Origin of the sequence: Thermocatellispora tengchongensis (assembly GCF_014202315.1) — a bacterium.
Lineage (GTDB): Bacteria > Actinomycetota > Actinomycetes > Streptosporangiales > Streptosporangiaceae > Thermocatellispora > Thermocatellispora tengchongensis.
On the sequence record NZ_JACHGN010000030.1, the window covers coordinates 1 to 21,152 of the forward strand.

The following is a 21,152-nucleotide window of genomic DNA, read 5'->3' on the forward strand; positions in this document are numbered from 1 at the left end:
CACCCGGTTACATTCCGAACCCGGTAGTTAAGCCCTCCAGCGCCGATGGTACTGCACTGGGGACGGTGTGGGAGAGTAGGTCACCGCCGGACAAACATTGATCCGAAAGGAGTCGCCCGACTGGGCGGCCCCTTTCGTGTTTTCCGGCACGGGTTGGGCCTTCTGGCGCTGGTGGGGGGCGCGATCGGGAGGTTGGGGCACGATCGGGGCCGTGGCGGTTCTTCGGGTGTGCCGGCCGATTCAGATGCGGTCGTGCGGCGAAAGGGGGCCCTCCTACAGGGGTTCCTTCTGCAGGGGTTCCTTCTGCAGGGTCACTCCTGCGGCGAATGTGCTGCCGACGGGAGGTGCGGTCGTCTGGGGGCGGTCGTGCGGGGAAATCCAGCCCTGCGGCCAATCCAGCCCTGCGGCCAATCCAGCCCTGCGGCCTCCGGCCCTGCGGCCAATTCGGCCCTGTGGGGAGTGCGGCAGTGTGGGAACGAGGTTGTGCGGTACCCCTCCTGCCGGGGCAGGTGCAGGGCGAGTCGGCGCTCTGCCTCACAGGGGCGATAGCGCACGCATCCCGGAGCCCTGCGGCCTCTCCACCCGGATGGCAGTGCCGGAGAACGGCCAGAACGGGCTCCCGCCTCCAAACCCCCCTGGCTCCATCCCCGCGGCCGGCCCTGGTGGGCACGCGCGGGCGTCGGTCGGCTCCATGTGCGACGTCACGCGAAGTGTCGTAGGCGGCGAGCACAACTCGCTCGTCGAGCCGTCCCGCCGGGTATCGCCGAACCGGGCCCATGGAAGCGGCGCTCATTCGCGGCGGCACCCGGGGCAGGCGCCCTCATATCGGAAGCACGCCGCCCAGAGCCACCATGCTCGTCGGGTACACACCGGCGGGCCCCACATCCCCCGGCGGGGGGCGCACTCCCCGCAGGGCCACGTTCGCCCCACGACGGTGCTCCGGTTCCGGGACGGGAGTTCCAAAGGGGATCGGATGGGCAGAGGGATCGTGTCTGAGTGGGATGCGAACCTGGAGGCGGGTTGTGGCGTCTAAGCGGGTAGCAGGGTGCGGAATGGTGCCTTGACAGGAGGTGTCGTGACGCGATTTGCCGGTTGTAATTGGACGCCGTCGTGGAACCGGGCGTCATTGGCGCCGATCGCCGTAGGTGAGCGTATGTTGTCGGCGGGTGATGTGCGCAGGTCGGAGTGGGTGCGGCTACGCTGGAAAAGATGCTCGGGGCGGCTGGTACGGCCGGGGGCGCTGAGCGGGGCGGGTTATCGGGGGTCGCGGATAACCGGTCGAGCGCGAGAGGCGCGACCGTACAAAATGGAAAAAGCGTTGGGCGTGTCGCGCGGCGGGCGCTGAATCGTCGGTTACCGTCCATTGTGTCGGGACTCGCCGGATGCGGCGCGTTCCTGAGGAAAGGACATGCCGATGGGGGCAGTGCGCAAGGTGGCGACCTACCTTGGCCTGGGCGGAGTCGACCAGTACGACGAGGCCTATGACTACGACGGCGTCGAGGAGGACGAGTGGATGCCCGCAGCCGAGCGGGCGGCTCGCCGCTGGCAGTCTGTCGAGGAGCCCGCGCGGATCGTGATGCTGCGGCCGACGCAGTACAGTGACGCGCCGACCATCGGAAGGCACTTCCGCGAGGGTAAGAGCGTGATCATGGATGTGAGCGGCATGCCCATGGCGGAGGCGACCCGGATGGTCGATTTCGCGGCCGGTCTCGCCTACGGATGCGAGGGGCGGATCGAGCGGATCGCGGAGAAGGTGTTCCTGCTCACGCCGGTGGACGTGGAGGTCACCAGCGAGTAAGGGCAGTCCGCCCGGGGTCGGGGGGCTCGTGGGCGGACTGCTCTGTTTATGCGGCTCTGGGGCCGCGGCGAATCAGCCTGGTCAGTTCGGCCAGGTCGGTGGCCGCGGCCTTTTCCTTTTCCGCGGCCTCGCGGGCGTACTCGTGCAGGGCCCAGACCGCGCCCTCGGCCAGCTCACGCAGCTCGCTGAGCTGGGAGGCGACGTACTGCTCGTCGGCCTCCTGCTGCAGCCGGGCGCGGTGCAGCAGGTAGGCGCCGGCCGCGCCCAGGACCACGGCGGCGACCAGCAGCAGGAGCGTGGTGACGAAGGCGGCCAGCAGGGCCACGGCGCCGCTGCCCAGCGCGGCGTAGGCGGGCCACCACTGGTGCGGGCGCCGGGGCACGCCCTGCGCGCCGATCCGGGCCTCCGCCGAGGCCAGGGAGGCCGGGTCGGGGCCTTCGGGGCGCAGGACGACGTCGTGGCCCAGGATCGGGATGGTCACGGTGGAGGGCGGGTCGAGGTGGGTGGCCTGGGCCAGTTCCTCGGCCACCCGGCGCACGATCGGGGCCACGACGTGCAGCGCGCAGGCCGCCAGATCGGGGTCGGCGCCGGGGCTGAGGTCGTCCAGCAAGTGGGAGGTGAGCGTGCCCATCGGGCGTTCGGGGCCGCCGGAGCCGACCAGCATGCGCAGCACCGCGAGGGGTTCGTCGTGGGAGGAGGCGGCGGGCGTGCGGGAGCCGTCGCCGGGCCGTCGTGGCGCGGTGATCTCGGCGCACCGGCCGCGCAGCCGGGCGAGCCGGGCCGCGGCCTGGGCCGGACGGGCCAGCGCGGGGATCTCGGCCAGTTCCGGGAAGTCGGCGAAGGAGCGCGGCACCACGACGGCGGGCTCGCTGGGCACCAGGGAGCCGAGCCAGCGGTCGGCATCCACCTTGGCGGGCACGGCCACCGCGTCGAGCTTGCGCAGCACGAAGATCTTGCCCGCCGGCCCGTACGCCCCCCGCGCCGCGGCCACCCACAGCGCCCGCTGCCCGTGCGTGACCGGCCCCTCGGCGGACAGGTCGCCGAAGGCGATGCCGAGCCACGAGGCGTGGATGCGGTCGCCCTGACCGGCGACGGCGAGCGCCAGGCACAGGAACAGCGCCGTACGCCGCTCGTCGCGCTGCGCGGCCCGGGTCAGCGCCTCCAGGGCCTCCTCACCGGCGGTGATCGCCATGAGGGCTTCGATGGCCGGCGGCAGCCAGTAGCCCTCGACGTCGTTGATCCTGGGGAGGGCGAACGGCGTGGTGCCGCCGGCTGCGAGGTGCGCGAGGAGCGCTTCGGCGCTGCGTTGCAGTTCCGTCGCGGCGCGCGGGCTCGCGGTCAGATCCATGCTCAATGCGGAGAACTCCCCGACACGTTTGGGAGCGCCCGGACATGGGAGACCCCAGCCGGTGTCTCACGCCGGACATTCCAATGACCGCGCAAAGCCTAACCCGGCCTCTCTTCATGTCCACGGAGGCGCGCCCGGAGCCCTGTTTTCCGGCATTCACGGCGAGCCGGTCCACATCCGCTCCGGGCGGCCTGGTCGTCGTCGGTCACATGCGGCTGGGCACCTGGACGCCCAGCAGGCCGAGGCCGGTCTCCAGGACCTTGAGCGTCAGCGCGCACAGCGCCAGCCGGGATGCCCGGGTCTCGGCCGGGACGTCGTCGCGCAGCACCGGGCACTTCTCGTAGAAGCCGGTGAACGCGGTCGCGGTGTCGAACAGGAACCCGCACAGCCGGTGCGGCTCGGACGCGTCGGCGACCTGCTGCACCACCGCGCCGAAGCCGAGCAGTTGCAGCGCCAGGGCGCGCTCGGCCGGCTCGCCGAGCACGATCGGGCCGGTCGCGGTCTCGGGGTCGATGCCGCCCTTGCGGAAGATCGAGCGTACGCGGGCCGCGGCGTACTGCAGGTAGGGGGCGGTGTTGCCGGTGAAGGCGAGCATGCGGTCGAAGTCGAAGATGTACTCGCTGTCGTGGCTGACCGACAGGTCGGCGTACTTCACCGCGCCCATGCCCACGGCCTGGGAGATCTCGGCCTGGGTCTCCTCGTCGTAGCCGCGGGCGGCGATGGCGGCCGAGGCCCGCTCGACCGCCTCGTCGAGGAGGTCCATCAGCTTGACCGACTCGCCGGAGCGGGTCTTGAACCGGCGGCCGTCGGCGCCGAGCATCATGCCGATCTGGACGTGCTCGGCGGAGACGGTCTCGGGCAGCCAGCCCGCCAGCCGGGCCGCGGCGAAGACCATCTGGAAGTGCAGCGCCTGGTCGGCGCCCACGACGTACAGGATGCGGTCGGCCTTGAGGTCGTGCACCCGGTAGCGGATCGCGGCGAGGTCGGTGGTGGCGTAGCCGTAGCCGCCGTCGCTCTTGCGGATGATCAGCGGCAGCGGCTTGTCGTCGCTGCCGGTGAACCCGGGCGGGAACACGCACAGCGCGCCCTCGCTGACCACCGCCACGCCGGCGGCCTCCAGGTCGTCGCAGACCGTGGCCAGCATCGGGTTGTACATGCTCTCGCCGGCGATGTCGTCGTCGGTGAGGGTGACGCCGAGCATGGCGTAGACCTTGTTGAAGTAGCGGATGGTGGCGTCCATGAAGACGTGCCACAGCCGCAGGGTCTCGGGGTCGCCCGACTGCAGGGTGGTCACCCGCTCGCGCGCCCGGCGCTTGAAGTCGTCGTCGCCGTCGAACTTGGCCCGCGCCGCCTGGTAGAACGGGGTGCCCTCACCGGCTTCGAGCTGGGCGACGGCCTGCTCCTCGCCGACGTCGAGCAGGTGCTCGATGAGCATGCCGAACGGCGTGCCCCAGTCGCCGAGGTGGTTCTGCCGGACCACCTGGTTGCCGAGGTGCTCGTGCACCCGGGCCAGCGCGTCGCCGACGATGGTGGTGCGCAGGTGGCCGACGTGCATCTCCTTGGCCGCGTTGGGCGCGGAGTAGTCGATCACGATGGTCTGCGCCGGCGCGGCCACGCCGACGCCGAGCCGCGGGTCGGCCAGGGTCTCGGCGGCCCGCTCGGCGATCCAGCCGTCGGCGAGCGTGATGTTCAGGAACCCGGGCCCGCTGACCTCGACCGTGCCCGGGAAGTCGCGCAGCTCGTCGGCGATGGCCTGGGCGACCTCCCGCGGCGCCCGTCGCAGCCGCTTGGCCAGGCTCAGCGCCACGTTCGCCTGGAAGTCGGCGAACTGGGAGGGCCGGATCAGCGGATCTGCGTCGGCGAAGTCCGCACCGAAGGCGGCGCCCAGGGCTGCCTGGACGCGCTCGGTGAGGACGAGCTGCGGGTCGGTCATGCGTCTAGGGTATCGGCTGCGCGCAACCCGATTCGGCCTTACGGGCGCGCCTGCGCACGTACGCGATGGCGGCCGACAGGGCCACGGCGGCGAGCGCGCCGAAGCCGACCGCCACCAGGTCGTTGCTCAGGTCCTCGGGGCGCAGCGCGAACAGCTCGCGGCTCGCCGGCACGGCCAGCGCCACCGCGAACAGCCCGGCCATGGCCGCGACGAGCACGACGCGCCACCAGGTGAGCGGCATCGCGATCAGCACCAGCACCCACCACGAGGCCAGGAAGAGCGTGATGACCGCGGCGGTGCGGTCCTGGTCCAGGCTGGAGGTGCCGGTGTGGGCGAGGGTGAAGGAGGCGAACATGGCCAGCGCGCAGATCACCCCGGCCGGTACGGCGAAGCGCAGCACGCGCGGCACGAACCCGGGCCGCGAGCGTTCCAGGCTGGGCGCGAGCGCCAGGAAGAACGCCGGGATGCCGATGGTCAGCGCGTTGACCAGCGTGGAGTGCCGGGGCGCGAACGGGAAGGCCAGCCCGGCGACGCCGGTGAGCAGCGACAGGACGATCGCGTAGAAGGTCTTGGTCAGGAACAGGTTGGAGACCCGCTCGATGTTGGCCAGCACCCTGCGGCCCTCGGCGACGACGTGCGGCAGGGTGGCGAACCGGTCGTCCAGGAGCACGACCTGCGCGACCGCCTTGGTGGCGCCGCTGCCGGAGCCCATGGCCACGCCCAGGTCGGCGTCCTTGAGCGCGAGCACGTCGTTGACGCCGTCGCCGGTCATCGCGACGGTGTGGCCGCGCGACTGGAGAGCACTGACGAACAGCCGCTTCTGCCGCGGCGTGACCCGGCCGAACACGGTGGTGCGGTCGAGGATCTCGGCGAGCTTGTCCGGGTCGTCCTCGGGGAGCGTGCGCGCGTCCACGGCGTGCTCGCCGCCGGGGATGCCGAGGGAGGTGGCGATGGCCTTGACCGACTCGGGGTTGTCGCCGGAGATGACCTTGATGGTGACGTTCTGCTCGGCGAAGTAGCGCAGCGTCTCGCGTGCGTCGGGCCTGATCCGCTGCCGCAGCACGACCAGCGCGGCGGCCTGCGGCGATCCCTCTCCGCCGGTCAGGGCGTCGGGCGCGTCGAGGGCGCCGTCGGGCACCCGGCACAGCACCAGCACCCGCAGGCCGGTGGCGGCCAGCTCGCCGGCCCGCTCGTACGCCGGGGTGCCGGGCGGCAGCAGCACGTCGGGCGCGCCCAGGATCCAGGCGCCGTGCTCCTCGAACCGGGCCCCGCTCCACTTGCGCGCGGAGGAGAACGGCACGCCGAACCGTACGCGCCAGCCCGGGTCGTCGCCGTAGCCGGCCCGGATCGCAAGCGCGGTGGGGTTGGGACGCGGGTCGCAGGCGGCGAGGGCGGCCAGCGCCCGGTCCACCGGCAGGCCGGGCTCGCCGACCGGGATCACCTGGTCGAGGTCCATGCCGCCCGCGGTGAGCGTGCCGGTCTTGTCCAGGCACAGCACGTCCACCCGGGCCAGGCCCTCGATCGCGGGCAGCTCCTGCACCAGGCACCGGCGGCGGCCGAGGCGTACGACGCCGACGGCGAAGGCGATGCTGGTCATCAGCACCAGGCCCTCGGGGATCATGGTGACGACGCCGGCGACGGTGCCGGTGATCGCCTCGGCGAAGGAGGAGTCGCGGGTGAGCTGGCTGTAGGTGAGCAGGGCGCCGATCGGCACCACCGCCCAGGTGATGTACTTGATGAACCGGGTGATGCCCTCGCGCAGCTCGGAGCGGGCCAGGCTGAACGCGCTGGCCTCCTCGGCCAGTTTGGCGGCGTACGCGTCGGTGCCGACCCGGGTGGCGGTGTAGCAGCCGGTGCCGGCCACCACGAAGCTGCCCGAGAGCACCTCGTCGCCCGGCTGCTTGTGCACCGGGTCGGCCTCGCCGGTGAGCAGCGACTCATCGACCTCCAGGCCGTCGGAGGCGGTGACGGCGCCGTCCACGAGCAGCCGGTCGCCGGGGCCGAGCAGCACCAGGTCGCCGAGCACGACCTGGCGGGGCGGGATCTCGCGTTCGGCCCCGTCGCGGCGTACGCGCACGGGGGCCTCGTTGACCACCGCGAGCCGGTCCAGGGTGCGCTTGGCGCGCAGCTCCTGCACCACGCCGATCGCCGTGTTGGCCACGATGACCAGCCCGAACACGCTGTCCTGCCACTCGCCGAAGATCAGGATGAGGGCCCACAGCACGCCGATGACGCCGTTGAACAGCGTCAGCACGTTGGCCCGCACGATCGCCGACAGCGACCTGCTGGACCGGCGCGGCACGATGTTGACCTGCCCCGCCGCCACCCGCTCGGCCACCTCGGCCGAGGTGAGCCCGTCGCGGACCCCCGTCAGCTCCGCCGTGTCTCCACCCACGTAGTCCCGCCCCTCCGTCCCCGGCTACTCAGGGTACGTGCCGAGGCCGCCGCGGGCGGCGGGAACGGTTCAGTCCGTGCTCATCATCCCGTGCTCATCATCCCGTGCTCATCATCAGGGGCTCGTCACAGGCGGTATTCACCACAGGCGGTGGGACCGCCCGGCCGCGGCGACGCGTTCGCCCGTGCGCGCGACGGTGCGCGCCGCGGCGAGGGTGGCGGCGAGGGCGCAGGCCGCGGCGATGCTCCCGGCCCTGGCCGCGCCGTGGGCGATCACGACGGTGCCGTTGAGGCCGAGCAGGACGGCGCCGCCGTACGCGTCGGGGTCCAGCCGGTGCCGCAGCCGGCGGATCTTGGAGCGTTGCAGGAGCGCGCCGAGCCGGCTCAGCGGGCCGCTCTCGACCGTGGCGCGCAGCTCGCCGAAGGCGTACCGCACCGCGCCCTCCATGGTCTTGAGCGCGACGTTGCCGGTGAAACCGTCGGTGACGACGACGTCCACCTTGCCGGTGAGCAGGTCGTGGCCCTCGACGTTGCCCGCGAAGTCGAGACTGGGCGCGGCGGCCAGCAGCTCGTGGGCGCGTTTGACCACCTTGTCGCCCTTCTCGGCCTCGCTGCCGATGGTGAGCAGGCCGACGCGGGGGTTCTCGACGTGCAGGGCGCTTTCGGCGTACGCGGTGCCGAGGTGGGCGAACTGCAGCAGCATCTCCGGCTTGACCTCGGCGTTCGCCCCGGCGTCGAGCAGCACGGTGGGGCGGGGGCGCGTGGGCAGCGCCACGGCGATGGCCGGGCGGAGCACGCCCTGCTGGCCGCGCAGCCGCAGCCGGGCGGTGGCCACGATCCCGGCGGTCGAGCCGGCCGACACGACGGCGCAGGCGTCGCCGCGGCGTACGAGGTGGCAGGCGACGGCGATGCTGGAGCGGGGGCGGCGCAGGCTGGCCAGGGCGCCCTCGTGCATGGCCAGCGCCTCCTCGGCGCGCACGATCGGGATCTCCCGGGTCGCGTCGTGCGCGGCCAGCGCCTCGGCGAGGGGGCGCGGCGCGCCCACGAGCACGACCGGCACGCCGTGCTCGCGCACGGCGGTGACGGCGCCGGCCACGATCTCGTGCGGTGCGTGGTCGCCGCCCATGGCGTCCAGCGCTACCGGAGCTGCCACCGGAGTGACGCCGGGACGGCCGGTGTCGGGCAAATAGTCACCTCACGCACCTCATGCGGAATCAGTCTCACCGCATCGTAGGCATGCGGGTGATGCGTACTTACTGCCGGGTACGCCCTGTATGTGGGCTACGGATACCTCCGCCTGCACCTACCAATAGCCGTCGTTCGCGCGCAAGACGACCACTTTGCCGAACGTTGCCCGTCCGGTCAGCCTGATGAGCGGGCCGGACGCGTCGCCTGTGCCGGGCTCGCCCCCCGAGACCGCGCGCTTGGCGAACAGCGCCCCGCCCTCGTCGATGACCCGGGCGTCCTCGGGCACGCGCACGATCAGCTTGCCGAACAGCGCGTTCAGCTCCAGCGTGACCTCGCGGCCGGGCAGCACGGCCTCGGACAGGTCCACGATCAGGGCCCCGAACGTGGAGCGCAGCTCGGTGCGCCGGCCGGGCACCCACCGGCCGCGCCGGATCACCTTGCTGAACACGGCGGTCACCCGCTGCCGGTCCAGGCCGGGAGGCGCGCCGGCGGCCACGTCGGGCAGGTCGGCGGTGATGGGGGCGAGGTCGCCCACGGTGACGGCGGAGTAGGCGGCCTCCAGCCGGTCGGCGTGCTCCACACTGGTCAGCCGCCCGGTGGCCAGGGCCTCGCCCAGCACGGCGGCGACGTGGTCGCGGTCGGCGTCGGACGCCCGCTGCTGGAGCGGCGCGGCGTACGCGGCCTGGGCCGGGGTCCGCCCGGAGGGGGACGGCGCGGAATGCGGGCTCATGAGCCGAGTGTACGTCGAGACGAGATATGTCGCGAGTGTCCTCCGGTCGAATGCGGGTTTCCGCCCACACCCGCTCCGACCACCGCATTCGCGGCACGACGCGGGTTCTCCCCGCGGGCATCACAAGAAACTTGCACCTCTCCTGGAACCAGGACCAGGGGTCACGGCGTCGGGTATATGAAGCACCCAGACGCGCGAGTGGGCCGAACGGTTTACATCCCAGACCAACTAGGGAGGGGAAGAACCTAGTGATCTTGAAACAGACTGGTAGCCGTGGGTTCCGTGCCTATACCAGTAAGCACCTGGACGAACTGCTGAAGCGCGCCGGCCTCGACGATGGCGAGCGGCTGCGGATCCGAGCGGTCGCCACCGTGCTGCCCTTTCGCACCAACGCCTACGTCGTGGACGACCTCATCGACTGGGCGGCCGTTCCGGACGACCCGATCTACCGCCTCGTGTTCCCGCAGGCCGACATGCTGCCGGCCGACGACGTCAACAGGATCGCCGACCTGCTGCGCGGAGGTGCGTCCACCGCCGAGGTGAACGCGGTCGCCCACGAGGTGCGGATGCGTCTCAACCCCCACCCCGCGGGGCAACTCGACCTCAACCTCCCGCGGATCGGCCACGAACCGATCCCCGGGATGCAACACAAATATCCCGAGACCGTCCTGTACTTCCCCAAGCAGGGGCAGACATGCCACGCGTACTGCACCTACTGCTTCCGCTGGGCGCAGTTCGTGGGCGAGCCCGACCTCAAGATGGCCTCCGACGACGTCCACCAGCTCACCGGCTACCTCAAGGAACACCCCGAGGTGACCAACGTGCTGTTCACCGGCGGCGACCCCATGATCATGGGTGAGCCGGTGCTGAGCCGCTACGTCGAGCCGCTGCTCGGCCTGGAGCAACTGGAGTCGATCCGGATCGGCACCAAGTCGCTGGCCTACTGGCCGCAGCGGTACGTCACCGACCCCGACGCCGACGACACGCTCCGCCTGTTCGAGCGCGTCGTGGAGTCGGGCCGGAACCTGGCGTTCATGGCCCACTTCTCCCACCCCCGCGAGATGGAATCGCCCATGGTGGAGAAGGCGGTCAGGCGCATTCTCGACACCGGCGCGGTGATCCGCACGCAGGCGCCGCTGATCCGCTCGATCAACGACGATCCCGCCACCTGGCAGACCATGTGGCGGCGGCAGCTCAGCCTGGGCATGGTTCCGTACTACATGTTCGTGGAGCGTGACACCGGACCGCAGGACTACTTCGCGGTACCGCTCGCGCGGGCGTACGAGATCTACCGGGACGCGTACTCCAGCGTGTCGGGGCTGTGCCGCACGGTGCGCGGCCCGTCGATGTCGGCCACTCCCGGCAAGGTGTGCGTGGACGGCGTCGCCGAGATCGCCGGCCAGCGCGTCTTCGTCCTGCACCTGATCCAGGCCCGTGACCCCGAACTCGTCGGACGGCCGTTCTTCGCCAAGTACGACCCGCGCGCGACCTGGCTGACCGACCTGCGCCCGGCCTTCGCCGACCGCTTCCCCTACGAACCCGCCATCCCCTCGGCCCGCCTGTCCGCGTGACCCCGCCCGTCGCGCGTCGCGGGTGTCGCCTCAGGTCCCGGCGCCGGTGCTCGCACCGACGCCGGGACCGGGACGGCGTACGCTCGTCCGGCGCGCGATCTGCGCCTGGAGCCGCGCCATCTGCCAGTGCAGCTCAAGCAGTTGCTCGGTGAGCTGGGCCCGCGGGATCTCGGCGGGATCCTCGGCGGCAAGGTAGTCGATCGCGGTGGACAGCTCTCGCATCGCGCGCCCCCACTCCATGACGGCGTCTCCTGATCGAAATTACGTTCGAATCATAGCGGAACGCCGCCGCTGATGTCAGCGAGTCGGATGGGACACGCGGAGTGCACGCGACCACGTCCGCACCGAGGAACGCCAGGGAGCCGGAGCGACGCCGGAAGGCACGCTCTCAACGGCCGCCCAGCCCGCGGGATCAGGGCCCCAGACGGGCGGCCCAGGGTGGTGGCGGTAAGGTCCGCCAGGTTCCACCCGCGGTCGTCGTGGAAGCCTGAGGGCGCGTCGCGGCGGGACTCAGGTGGCGTACTCGGGAGCGATGAACCCGCGGGCCAGCGTGTTGGCGGTGATGTTGAACCCGATCACCGCCGCCGAGGCGTCGGCCCCCACCCCCAGCTTCTCCACACCCAGCGCGTGCACCGCGAAGATGTACCGGTGCGGCGTCCCGGGCGGCGGCGCGGCCCCGCCGTAGCTGTTGAGCCCGTAGTCGTTGCGCCCGTGCACGGCCCCTTCCGGCAGCCCCTTGAACTCCCCGGCCCCCGCCCCCGAGGGCAGCTCGGTGACGCTCGCCGGGATGTCGTACAACAGCCAGTGCCAGAACCCGCTCCCGGTGGGCGCGTCGGGGTCGAAGCAGGTGACCGCGTAACTCCTGGTCCCCTCCGGCCCCGCCGACCACCGCAGGTGCGGCGAGACGTTCTGCCCCGTCATCCCCCAGTCGTCGAACACGTGCGCCTCGGACATGGTCTCCCCGTCACGCACGTCGTCACTCTCGACGCTGAGCGCGGGAACCTGCGGCAGGAAGTCATAGGGAATCGGTGGCCGCTGAGACACGGGTTACCTCCGATGAATGGTCGGCCGAGTAGATCCGTCCCCATCTTGCTCGCCCAGCCCTCCCAGAACAAACGCCCGCACCCGAGCCCGCCACCCCGGGGCGGAGGTCGTAGCCATTCGCGGGCGAGGGCCGGTGGCCCCCGAGGACCGGTGTGAGGGCGGCCGTGCCCATGCGGTTCGGAGTGGGCGGAGGCACGCCCGCTCGTGCCACCGGTCCTGAACCGGCGTGCCGAGAGGGGCGCTGAAGCGCGGGCCATGAGCACAGCCCTCGGTGGGGGCGGCGCGGGAGCGCGGTGTGCCGGTGCGGGGCGCGGGCCATGAGCACAGCCCCCGTGGGGGCGGCCCGGGAGCGTGGCGTGCCCGTGCGGGGGGCGGGCGCGGGGGCACGGCCTGCCCGTGCGGGGCGCGGCCCCGGAGCGCGGTGTGCCCCTGCGGCGCGCAGGCCATGAGCACAGCCTTCCCCCTGTGTGGGGGCGGGCCGGGAGCGCAGCCTGCCCGTGCGGTGCACGGTGTGCCCGTGGGGGGCGGTGTGCCCACACGGGGGACGGGTGGCCGTGCGGGGGCAGCCTGCCTGTGCGGTGCACGGCGTGCCCTTGGGGGGGCGGTGTGCCCACACGGAGCACGGGTGGCCTTGCGGGGCGCGGCCTGCCCTTGCGGAGCGTTGGGGGCGTTAAGGGCGGCGGATCGGTTACGCGCGGTTGTAGGCGGCCAGGACCGTTTGGGGGTCGCCGTCCATCTTGATTTTGCCCTTGTGGAGCCAGATGACGCGGTTGCAGGTCTCCTCGATGACGTCGAGGTTGTGCGCGACCAGGAAGACGGTGCCGGCCTGGGCGCGCATGGCCTTGATGCGCTCCTGGCTCTTGCGCTTGAACTCGCGGTCGCCGGTGGCCAGGGCCTCGTCGATCAGGAGGACGTCGTGGGTCTTGGCGGAGGCGATGGCGAAACGGAGGCGGGCGCCCATGCCGGAGGAGTAGGTGGACATGGGGAACTGGACGAACTCCCCGATGCCGGAAAAGTCGACGATGTCATCGTATTTTGCTTTGACCTGGGCCGGGGTCATGCCCATGGCGTAGCAGCCGAGGACGATGTTGCGCTCGCCGGTGAGCTCGCGCATCAGGGCGGCGTTGACGCCGAGGAGCGAGGGCTGGCCGTCGGTGTAGACGGCGCCCTGGTGGGGCGGGAGGAGGCCGGCGATGGCGCGCAGCAGGGTGGACTTGCCGGAGCCGTTGCGGCCGATGATGCCGATCGCGTCGCCGTGGTGGGCGACGAAGGACACGCCCTTGATGGCGTGGACCTCGCGCATCTGGGGGCGGCCCTGGCGGCGGAGCATGCGCAGCAGCGCGTTGGCGGCGTTGCCCTTCTCGGCGTCGGAGGCCGCGCCGTAGACGCGGTAGACGATGTGCAGGTCGTCCACGACGACGGTGGGCGTGCCGGCGGGCGCCGGCGGCTGGGCCGGCTTCGGCTTGGGCGAGGTCTTCACTTCCTGCTTCGGGTCCCCCGGCTCTTCGGCCTTCACGTGCGACAGCTCCTTGGTCAGCTCAGCCACGGCCGTACCTCTCTTCGGCGCGCCAGAAGTACCAGAAGCCGACGAGCAGTGTGAACACTGCCCAGAATACGCAAGCCATCCATACCCACTCACGCGGGCTGTGCCCCGCGATCAGCAGGTCGCGCATGAACTCGATGTAGGCGGCCGCTGGGTTCAAGTACATGATGTCGGCGACCCACTGCGGCAGGCCCGCCGAGGCGACCACCTTGTCCTGGATGGAGAAGAAGACGCCGGAGGCGTAGAGCCAGGTCCGCATGATGAACGGCAGGAGCTGGTTCAGGTCGCGGGCGAAGGCGCCGACCCGGGCCATGATGAGGCTGAAGCCGATGTTGAACATCGTCTGCAGGAGCAGGGCCACCGGGATCAGCAGCCACAGCGTGGTCACCGGCTCCTGGGTGAGGAGCACGAGGCCGATGAGCACGGCCATCGAGATGAGAAGCTGTTGCAGCTCCTGGACCGTGTACGCCAGGGGGAGCGCCGCGCGCGGGAAGTGCAGCGCCCGGATCATGGACAGGTTGCCCGAGATGGACTTGGCGCCGCCGCTGACCGAGCGCTGGGTGTAGGTGAAGACGAACATCCCGGTGATCAGGAACGCGGGATAGTTGTCGATGCCCCTGCTCGCACCGAGGATGAGCCCGAACATCAACCAGTAGATCGCCGCGTTCAGCAACGGGGTCAGCACCTGCCAGAGCTGGCCGAGTGCGGTGTTGCTGTACTTGGTGACGTTCTTGGAGGTGGCGTACGTCAGCACGAAATGGCGACGCTGCCACAGTTGGCGAGCGTACGAGGGCAGACTGGGCCGCGCGATGGCACGACGAAGCCCGTATCGTGCGGCGAGCTCGGCCAGCGACTCCTTGCCCGGGGCGTTGGGGCCCTGGGACGAGGTGCCGTCTTTGCGGCCGCGCGCCTTGGCGTCCGCGACCGCGGATTCCGGCTGGCTCATGGCAAGGACTCTATTGGATGGAGGTGGACGGGGTGCCTGGGGTTACCTGGGGGTGACTACGGCTCTTGGCGGCGCGGCGGGTGCCGCACCAGGAGTTGGACGTTGTCGTTGTGAGACTGGTTCCAGGGCGATTGCGTGGTTTTCTCCCCTCTACGCCTTGCCGTACACGCGATCAGGTCAACCGTAGCCCAGGTGATGGTGCGATGTCGGCAATGGCGTGACCAGTGTCCTCGTGGAGGTACTTTTACCCGTCAGTTCTAGCCACGCTTGGGGGGAACTGTCGCAAATGTCGCTGATCACGGCTTTGTGCCCCCGTCAGGACGTATGCGGTGTGACGTCGCACACTCACACGTGTGACCGAACTGCAACGCGCCAGAGACTCCCTGGTGAGAAGTAGTGGGGAATAGTCGCGATCGACTGGCAGGGCGTCAACCGACTTGACCGTGTCAGCCAAAACGAGGGGAACCAGGCTCTCGTCAGGCTGTTCGGAGGACACAGAAGTCCACGTGCGACGCCCACCTGAGAGGGAGGAAATGTCCACAATGCGTGTGACCAAGGGCGCACAGATCATCGCCGGTACCGCGCTGCTGGCCCTGGCGGTCGCCGCGTGCGGCGGCGGCGGGGGCAGCTCATCGGAGTCCTCGGGCGCCGACCAGCCCGTCCGGATGGAGATCGGTGAGCCGCAGAAGCTGTTCTACCCGAGCGACACGACGGAGACCGAGGGCTCCGAGGTTCTTGCGGCGATCATGACACCTCTGGTCAGCTATGATGACAACAAGCAGACCGTCATGGAGCTGGCCGAGTCGATCGAGTCAGATGACAACATCACCTGGACGATCAAGCTGAAGCCGGGCTACACCTGGCACAACGGCGAGCCGGTCATCGCGCAGAACTACGTGGACGCGTGGAACTTCGCGGCCAATGTGGAGAACGCTCAGTCGGCCAGTTACTTCTTCGGCCGCATCGACGGCTACGCCGACCTGAACCCCGAGGACGGCAAGCCGACGACCAAGGAGATGAAGGGCCTCAAGGCCATCGACGACAGCACCCTTGAGGTGAAGCTGTCGGCGCCGTTCTCGCAGTTCCCGACCATGCTCGGCTACACCGCGTTCTACGGCCTGCCCAAGGCCGCCTTCGACGCCAACGGCAAGGTCACCGAGGCCTACGCCAAGCAGCCGATCGGCAACGGGTACTTCCAGTTCACCAAGCCGTACAACAAGGGCACCGACCAGACGATCGACCTGAAGCTGTACGACAAGTACCCGGGCGAGAAGCCGAAGTTCCAGAACCTGCAGTTCAAGATCTACACCAGCACCGAGACCGCGTACAACGACCTGCGGGCCGGCAACCTGGACATCATCGACCAGCTCGCCGCCTCCTCGATCGCCAGCGCGAAGACCGAGCTGGGCGACCGGTACATCGACCAGCCCGACGCGGGCATCGGCTACATCGGCTTCCCGCTGAAGTACAACGACATCTACAAGGATGTCCGCGTCCGCGAGGCCATCTCCATGGCGATCGACCGCAAGACGATCTCCGAGACCGTCTTCTCCGGCACCCGCGCCCCCGCCGACGACTTCATCAACCCGGCCATCGCGGGCTACCGCCAGGGCGCCTGCGCGGTCTGCACCTACGACCCCGCCAAGGCCAAGGAGCAGTACGCCGCCGCCAACGGTCCCAAGACCCTGGAGCTCGGCTACAACAACGACGGCGGCCACAAGGAGTGGATCGAGGCCGTCGCCAACAACCTGCGGGCCAACCTGGGCGTCGAGGTCACGGTCAAGCCGTTCGAGAAGTTCCAGGCGATCCTCGACGAGCTGGACGCCAAGAAGTACGGCGGCATGTTCCGGATGGGCTGGGCGATCGACTACCCGTCGCCGGAGAACTACCTGACGCCGATCTTCTCCACCGAGGCCGCGAAGACGGGCTCGAACTACGCGGGCTACTCCAACAAGGACTTCGACGAGCTCCTGAAGAAGGGCGACACCGCCTCCACGCCGGAGGAGGGCCTGAAGTTCTACCAGGAGGCCGCCGACATCCTGATCAAGGACCTGCCGTACATCCCGGTTTACTTCTACCGGGTGAACGCGGGCTTCTCGCAGCACGTCAAGGGTGTGAAGATTAACCTGCTCAACCAGGTTGAGTGGACGTCTGTCGAGAAGGTCTGACGATGCCCTGACGGGCCGGGCGCGAGCCCGGTCCGCAAGGCCCGCTTTGGGGGCAGCCCGCTTGGCACCGTGACCCCGGGTGACGAGGGGCTGCCCTCAGGCATGTACGGGAGGCTTGTATGGGCCGTTACATCATCAGGCGCTTGATCCAGGCGATCCCGGTACTGCTGGGATCCACCCTGCTGATCTTCGCCACCGTCTTCGCGCTGCCTGGCGATCCCATCGCGGCGCTGGCGGGAGAGAAACGGCAAGACCCCAAGGTCGTAGAAGTTCTACGAGATCAATACCACCTCAACGATCCGTTCTTCGCGCAGTACTGGCACTACATCAGCGGTGTCTTCCGCGGCGACTTCGGCCGCACGTACGCCGGCGTGGAGGTCTCCGAGCTGATGGCGGCCAAGTTCCAGGTCACCATCAACCTGGCCATGACCGCGCTGGTCATGGAGGCGATCATCGGCGTCGGCCTCGGGCTGTGGGCGGCGCTGCGCCGGGGCCGCGCGACCGACAGCGCGATCCTCGCGTCCACGCTGATCCTCATCTCGGTCCCGGTCCTGGTCACCGGGTTCGTGCTGCAGCTTCTGCTGGGCGTGCAGCTCAAACTGGTCACCGGAATCGACTTCTTCCCGGTGGCCGGCGTCTTCGACGGCTGGCGCAGCTACCTGCTGCCCGGCTTCGTCCTCGCGGGCACCTCGATCGCCTACCTGACCCGGCTCACCCGGACCAGTCTGGTGGAGACCCTGCGCGCCGACTACGTGCGCACGGCCATCGCCAAGGGCATGTCCCGAAGACGGGTGATCGGCCGCCACGCGCTGCGCAACGCGCTCATCCCGCTGGTCACCTACCTGGGGGCCGACCTGGGCACGCTGATGGGCGGCGCGGTCATCACCGAGACGATCTTCAACATCCAGGGCATCGGCCAGGAGCTGTTCCGCTCCGTGTACGAGCGCCAGCAGCCCGTCGTCGTGGGTATCGTGACGCTTCTGGTGCTGGTGTACATCCTCGCCAACCTGGTCGTCGACCTGCTGTACGCCGTGCTCGACCCGAGGATCCGCTATGAGTGACATCCGACCCGTGGGACCCGCGCATCCCGAGACCGAGCAGGACGCGCCGGCCGACGCCCAGGTGACGGCCGTCGGCGTACCGGAGGCGCCGCCGCTCCAGGAGCGCCCCGAGCAGCCCGACGCCGTGCCCGTCAAGCCCAAGGGCAGGCGCGACAAGCCGGCCAGCCTGTGGTCCGACGCGTGGTACGACCTGCGCAGGCGCCCGCTGTTCCTCGGGGCGTCCGTCCTGATCGCCGTCCTGCTGGTCATGGCGATCTTCCCGCAGCTCTTCACCTCCATCGACCCCTACGACGCCAAGACCTGCGTCCTGGCCAACGCCCGGCAGGACATCAGCGCGGCGCACTGGTTCGGCACCGACAACCAGGGCTGCGACGTGTACGCGCGCACGATCTACGGCGCGCGCAACTCGATCGTGGTCGGCGTCAGCACCACCGTCGTCACCGCGCTCGTGGGCGGGCTGCTCGGCCTGATCGCCGGCTTCCGCAGCGGCGCCACCGACACCCTGCTGTCCCGGACCACGGAGATCTTCTTCGCGATCCCCCCGATCCTGGGCGCGCTGCTCATCCTGGCCATGTTCCGCACCGGCAACGTGTGGACGGTCATGCTGGCGCTGGCCGTACTGGCCTGGCCGATGACCTTCCGTATCATGCGGGCCGCGGTCATCACGGCCAAGAACCAGGACTACGTGATGGCGGCGAGAGCACTGGGGGCGGGCCCGTGGCGGATCATGTTCCGGCACATCCTGCCCAACTCGATCGCGCCGGTGATCGTGGTGGCAACGATCAACCTGGGCAGCTTCATCGCCGCCGAGGCGGCGCTGTCGTTCCTCGGCGTCGGCATCCGCTCACCCGACATCTCCTGGGGCCTGATGATCGCCGAGGCGCGTGACAGGTTCCTGGAGGCGTGGGAGCCGCTGCTGTTCCCGGCGTTCATGCTCAGCCTGACGGTCCTGGCGTTCATCATGCTCGGCGACGCCGTGCGTGACGCGCTCGATCCGAAACTGCGGTAGGAGGGGGGTACCGTGAAGAACACTGCGACCGACGTGTTGCCCGCCGAGGGAGGGCTGGGCAACGAGCCGCTGCTCGCCGTGGACGACCTGCACGTGGAGTTCGTCACCCGGGGCGGCCTGGTCAAGGCGGTCAACGGGGTGAGCTACACGCTTCAGCCCGGCGAGACCCTGGCCGTGCTCGGCGAGTCCGGCTCGGGCAAGTCGGTGACCGCCCAGGCGATCATGGGCATCCTCGACATGCCGCCGGCCAGGATTCCCAAGGGCGAGATCCGCTTCCGCGGCACCGACCTGCTGAAGCTGCCGGAGGACGCCAAGACCCAGATCCGCGGCCAGCGCATCGCGATGATCTTCCAGGACGCGCTGTCGGCGCTCAACCCGGTCTTCACCGTGGGCTGGCAGATCGGCGAGATGTTCCGGGTGCACCGGGGCATGTCCAAGCGCGACGCCGAGAAGAAGGCGGTCGAGCTGATGGACCGGGTGCGCATCCCGGCCGCCAAGGCGCGGGTGCACGACTACCCGCACCAGTTCTCCGGGGGCATGCGCCAGCGCATCATGATCGCCATGTCGATCGCGCTGGACCCCGAGGTGCTGATCGCCGACGAGCCGACGACCGCGCTCGACGTGACCGTACAGGCGCAGATCATGGAGCTGCTCGCCGAGCTGCAGCGCGAGAGCAACATGGGCCTGATCCTGATCACGCACGACCTGGGCGTGGTCGCCGACGTCGCCGACAAGATCGCGGTCATGTACGCGGGGCGCATCGTGGAGAACGCCCCCGTGTTCGACATCTACAGGCACCCGGCCCACCCCTACTCCAAGGGCCTGCTGGAGTCGATCCCCCGGGTCGATCTCAAGGGCCAGGAGCTGTACGCGATCAAGGGTCTGCCGCCGAACCTGCTCAACATGCCCACGGGCTGCGCCTTCCACCCCCGGTGCCCGTACCGTCAGGACAACTGCGTGACCGACGTGCCCGAGCTGTACGAGATCAGCCCGGTGCGCAACAGCGCCTGCCACTACTGGAGGGAGGTCCTCGATGGCACCGACGGATGAGGTCATCCTTGAGGTACGCGACCTGGTCAAGCACTTCCCGCTGACGCAGGGCATCCTCTTCAAGCGGCAGATCGGCGCGATCAAGGCCGTGGACGGCGTGTCGTTCGACCTGCACCGGGGCGAGACCCTGGGCGTGGTCGGCGAGTCGGGCTGCGGCAAGTCCACCCTGGCCAAGCTGCTGATGGCACTGGAGCGCCCGACCAGCGGCTCGGTCAAGATCAACGGCCGCGACATGGCGCGGGCCAGGGGCGGCGAGCTCAAGCGGATGCGGCGCAACGTGCAGATGGTCATGCAGGACCCCTACACGTCCCTGAACCCGCGCATGACCGTCGGCGACATCATCGGCGAGCCGTTCGAGATCCACCCCGACGTGGCCCCGAAGGGCAGCCGGGCGCGCAAGGTGCAGGAACTGCTCGAAGTGGTGGGCCTCAACCCCGACCACATCAACCGCTACCCGCACCAGTTCTCCGGTGGCCAGCGCCAGCGCATCGGCATCGCCCGGGGCCTGGCGCTCCAGCCGGAGATCATCATCTGCGACGAGCCCGTCTCCGCGCTGGACGTGTCCATCCAGGCCCAGGTCATCAACCTGCTGGAACGGCTGCAGGACGAGTTCAACCTGGCCTACATCTTCATCGCGCACGACCTGTCGGTGGTCCGCCACATCTCCGACCGCGTCGCCGTGATGTACCTGGGCAAGATCGTGGAGCTGGGCAAGGACACCGAGATCTACGACCGCCCGGCGCACCCCTACACGCAGGCGCTCCTGTCGGCCGTCCCGGTGCCCGACCCGGAGGGCCGGCAGAACCGCGAGCGCATCATCCTCCAGGGCGACCCGCCGTCCCCGGCCAACCCGCCCTCGGGCTGCCGCTTCCGCACCCGCTGCTGGAAGGCCCAGGACATCTGCGCCACGGAGGAACCCCTCCTGCAGATCCGCCCCGGCACCTCCCACGAGAGCGCCTGCCACTTCGCCGAGTCGCACGACGTGGTCCACTCGGCATAAGCCATCAGCCAAGTGGGCTGGGCCCTCGGTGCGCCCGAGCCCTGCGTATTGCGAAGCAATCGCCAAAAGCACGCGACAACCCTCCACAGGCCGGTCTTGTGGAGGGTTGTCGCGTGGTGTGGTGGTGAGGTGGTGTTACTGGAGGCCGCCGCCGAGGGCGCCGGTCACGCCGCCGAGGCCGCCGGCGCTGGAGCCGCCCAGGACGCCCCCCAGCGCGTTCTGGCCGGACTGGCTGCCCAGCAGGCTGCCGATCAGGTCGTTGACCGGGTCGGCCGACATGGGCACGTTGGTGTGGGCGGAGGCCGTGCCGGCGGAGCCGAGGACGGCGAGGCCGGCGATGGCGGTGGCGGCGAGAATGCGACGGATCAT

General features: G+C 70.0%; 17 protein-coding genes and 1 rRNA gene. 8 read left to right on the forward strand and 10 right to left on the reverse strand.

What is annotated here, in order from left to right; genetic code table 11:
• Together rrf and HNP84_RS45235 are read left to right on the forward strand one after the other, a co-directional pair.
• A 5S ribosomal RNA gene (rrf, locus tag HNP84_RS45230) occupies window positions 1–92 on the forward strand; the annotation flags it as partial.
• A 1,322-nt stretch (window positions 93–1,414) separates the two neighbouring features.
• A complete protein-coding gene (locus HNP84_RS45235) occupies window positions 1,415–1,798 on the forward strand; it encodes a cell division protein SepF (protein ID WP_185056394.1) in 384 nt (127 codons plus the stop codon).
• A gap of 46 nt (window positions 1,799–1,844) precedes the next feature.
• On the opposite strand, the gene HNP84_RS45240 is transcribed toward HNP84_RS45235, so the two are convergent.
• The 5 genes from HNP84_RS45240 to HNP84_RS45260 form a co-directional block, all read right to left on the reverse strand.
• Window positions 1,845–3,146, reverse strand: a complete 1,302-nt coding sequence (locus tag HNP84_RS45240) for a hypothetical protein (RefSeq protein WP_185056306.1) — start codon at window positions 3,144–3,146, stop codon at window positions 1,845–1,847.
• Window positions 3,147–3,351: 205 nt separating this feature from the next.
• Window positions 3,352–5,079 carry an arginine--tRNA ligase gene (gene argS / locus HNP84_RS45245; protein WP_185056307.1) on the reverse strand — a complete coding sequence of 576 codons (1,728 nt, stop codon included), beginning with the start codon at window positions 5,077–5,079 and terminating at the stop codon, window positions 3,352–3,354.
• Window positions 5,080–5,083: 4 nt separating this feature from the next.
• Complete coding sequence (locus tag HNP84_RS45250; protein WP_312927142.1) at window positions 5,084–7,474, reverse strand: HAD-IC family P-type ATPase; 2,391 nt, start codon at window positions 7,472–7,474, stop codon at window positions 5,084–5,086.
• 138 nt (window positions 7,475–7,612) lie between these two features.
• Window positions 7,613–8,659 carry a phosphate acyltransferase PlsX gene (gene plsX, locus HNP84_RS45255; protein ID WP_281396491.1) on the reverse strand — a complete coding sequence of 349 codons (1,047 nt, stop codon included), beginning with the start codon at window positions 8,657–8,659 and terminating at the stop codon, window positions 7,613–7,615.
• Between the two features lie 117 nt (window positions 8,660–8,776).
• On the reverse strand, window positions 8,777–9,391 hold the full coding sequence (locus tag HNP84_RS45260) for a DUF1707 SHOCT-like domain-containing protein (protein ID WP_185056308.1): 615 nt from the start codon (window positions 9,389–9,391) through the stop codon (window positions 8,777–8,779).
• A 248-nt stretch (window positions 9,392–9,639) separates the two neighbouring features.
• On the opposite strand from HNP84_RS45260, the gene HNP84_RS45265 reads away from it, so the two are divergent.
• Window positions 9,640–10,962, forward strand: a complete 1,323-nt coding sequence (locus HNP84_RS45265) for a KamA family radical SAM protein (protein ID WP_185056309.1) — start codon at window positions 9,640–9,642, stop codon at window positions 10,960–10,962.
• A 30-nt stretch (window positions 10,963–10,992) separates the two neighbouring features.
• Here the strand turns inward: HNP84_RS45265 and HNP84_RS45270 are convergent, their stop codons facing one another.
• The 4 genes from HNP84_RS45270 to HNP84_RS45285 form a co-directional block, all read right to left on the reverse strand.
• Window positions 10,993–11,202 (reverse strand): hypothetical protein, encoded by a 210-nt coding sequence (locus HNP84_RS45270; RefSeq protein ID WP_185056310.1) that lies wholly within the window; start codon window positions 11,200–11,202, stop codon window positions 10,993–10,995.
• Between the two features lie 270 nt (window positions 11,203–11,472).
• Window positions 11,473–12,006 (reverse strand): YbhB/YbcL family Raf kinase inhibitor-like protein, encoded by a 534-nt coding sequence (locus HNP84_RS45275; protein WP_185056311.1) that lies wholly within the window; start codon window positions 12,004–12,006, stop codon window positions 11,473–11,475.
• A gap of 688 nt (window positions 12,007–12,694) precedes the next feature.
• The gene (locus HNP84_RS45280) at window positions 12,695–13,486 is read right to left on the reverse strand and encodes an ABC transporter ATP-binding protein (RefSeq protein ID WP_376772042.1); all 792 of its coding nucleotides are present in this window, start codon (window positions 13,484–13,486) and stop codon (window positions 12,695–12,697) included.
• 58 nt (window positions 13,487–13,544) lie between these two features.
• Window positions 13,545–14,495 carry an ABC transporter permease gene (locus HNP84_RS45285; protein WP_185056313.1) on the reverse strand — a complete coding sequence of 317 codons (951 nt, stop codon included), beginning with the start codon at window positions 14,493–14,495 and terminating at the stop codon, window positions 13,545–13,547.
• A gap of 533 nt (window positions 14,496–15,028) precedes the next feature.
• Here HNP84_RS45285 and HNP84_RS45290 point away from each other — a divergent pair.
• The 5 genes from HNP84_RS45290 (at window position 15,029) to HNP84_RS45310 (ending at window position 20,783) form a co-directional block, all read left to right on the forward strand.
• Window positions 15,029–16,663, forward strand: coding sequence for a peptide ABC transporter substrate-binding protein (locus HNP84_RS45290; protein ID WP_246519462.1), 1,635 nt, complete (start codon window positions 15,029–15,031; stop codon window positions 16,661–16,663).
• Between the two features lie 119 nt (window positions 16,664–16,782).
• On the forward strand, window positions 16,783–17,724 hold the full coding sequence (locus HNP84_RS45295) for an ABC transporter permease (RefSeq protein WP_185056314.1): 942 nt from the start codon (window positions 16,783–16,785) through the stop codon (window positions 17,722–17,724).
• Window positions 17,717–18,733 carry an ABC transporter permease gene (locus tag HNP84_RS45300; protein ID WP_185056315.1) on the forward strand — a complete coding sequence of 339 codons (1,017 nt, stop codon included), beginning with the start codon at window positions 17,717–17,719 and terminating at the stop codon, window positions 18,731–18,733. The genes HNP84_RS45295 and HNP84_RS45300 overlap by 8 nt, the downstream gene beginning before the upstream one ends.
• Window positions 18,734–18,745: 12 nt before the next feature.
• Window positions 18,746–19,783, forward strand: a complete 1,038-nt coding sequence (locus tag HNP84_RS45305; RefSeq protein WP_185056316.1) for an ABC transporter ATP-binding protein — start codon at window positions 18,746–18,748, stop codon at window positions 19,781–19,783.
• A complete protein-coding gene (locus tag HNP84_RS45310) occupies window positions 19,767–20,783 on the forward strand; it encodes an ABC transporter ATP-binding protein (protein ID WP_185056317.1) in 1,017 nt (338 codons plus the stop codon). Before HNP84_RS45305 ends, HNP84_RS45310 begins: the two co-directional genes overlap by 17 nt.
• Before the next feature lie 135 nt (window positions 20,784–20,918).
• On the opposite strand, the gene HNP84_RS45315 is transcribed toward HNP84_RS45310, so the two are convergent.
• Window positions 20,919–21,152: a hypothetical protein gene (locus HNP84_RS45315; RefSeq protein ID WP_185056318.1), complete on the reverse strand. Its 234-nt coding sequence runs from the start codon at window positions 21,150–21,152 to the stop codon at window positions 20,919–20,921.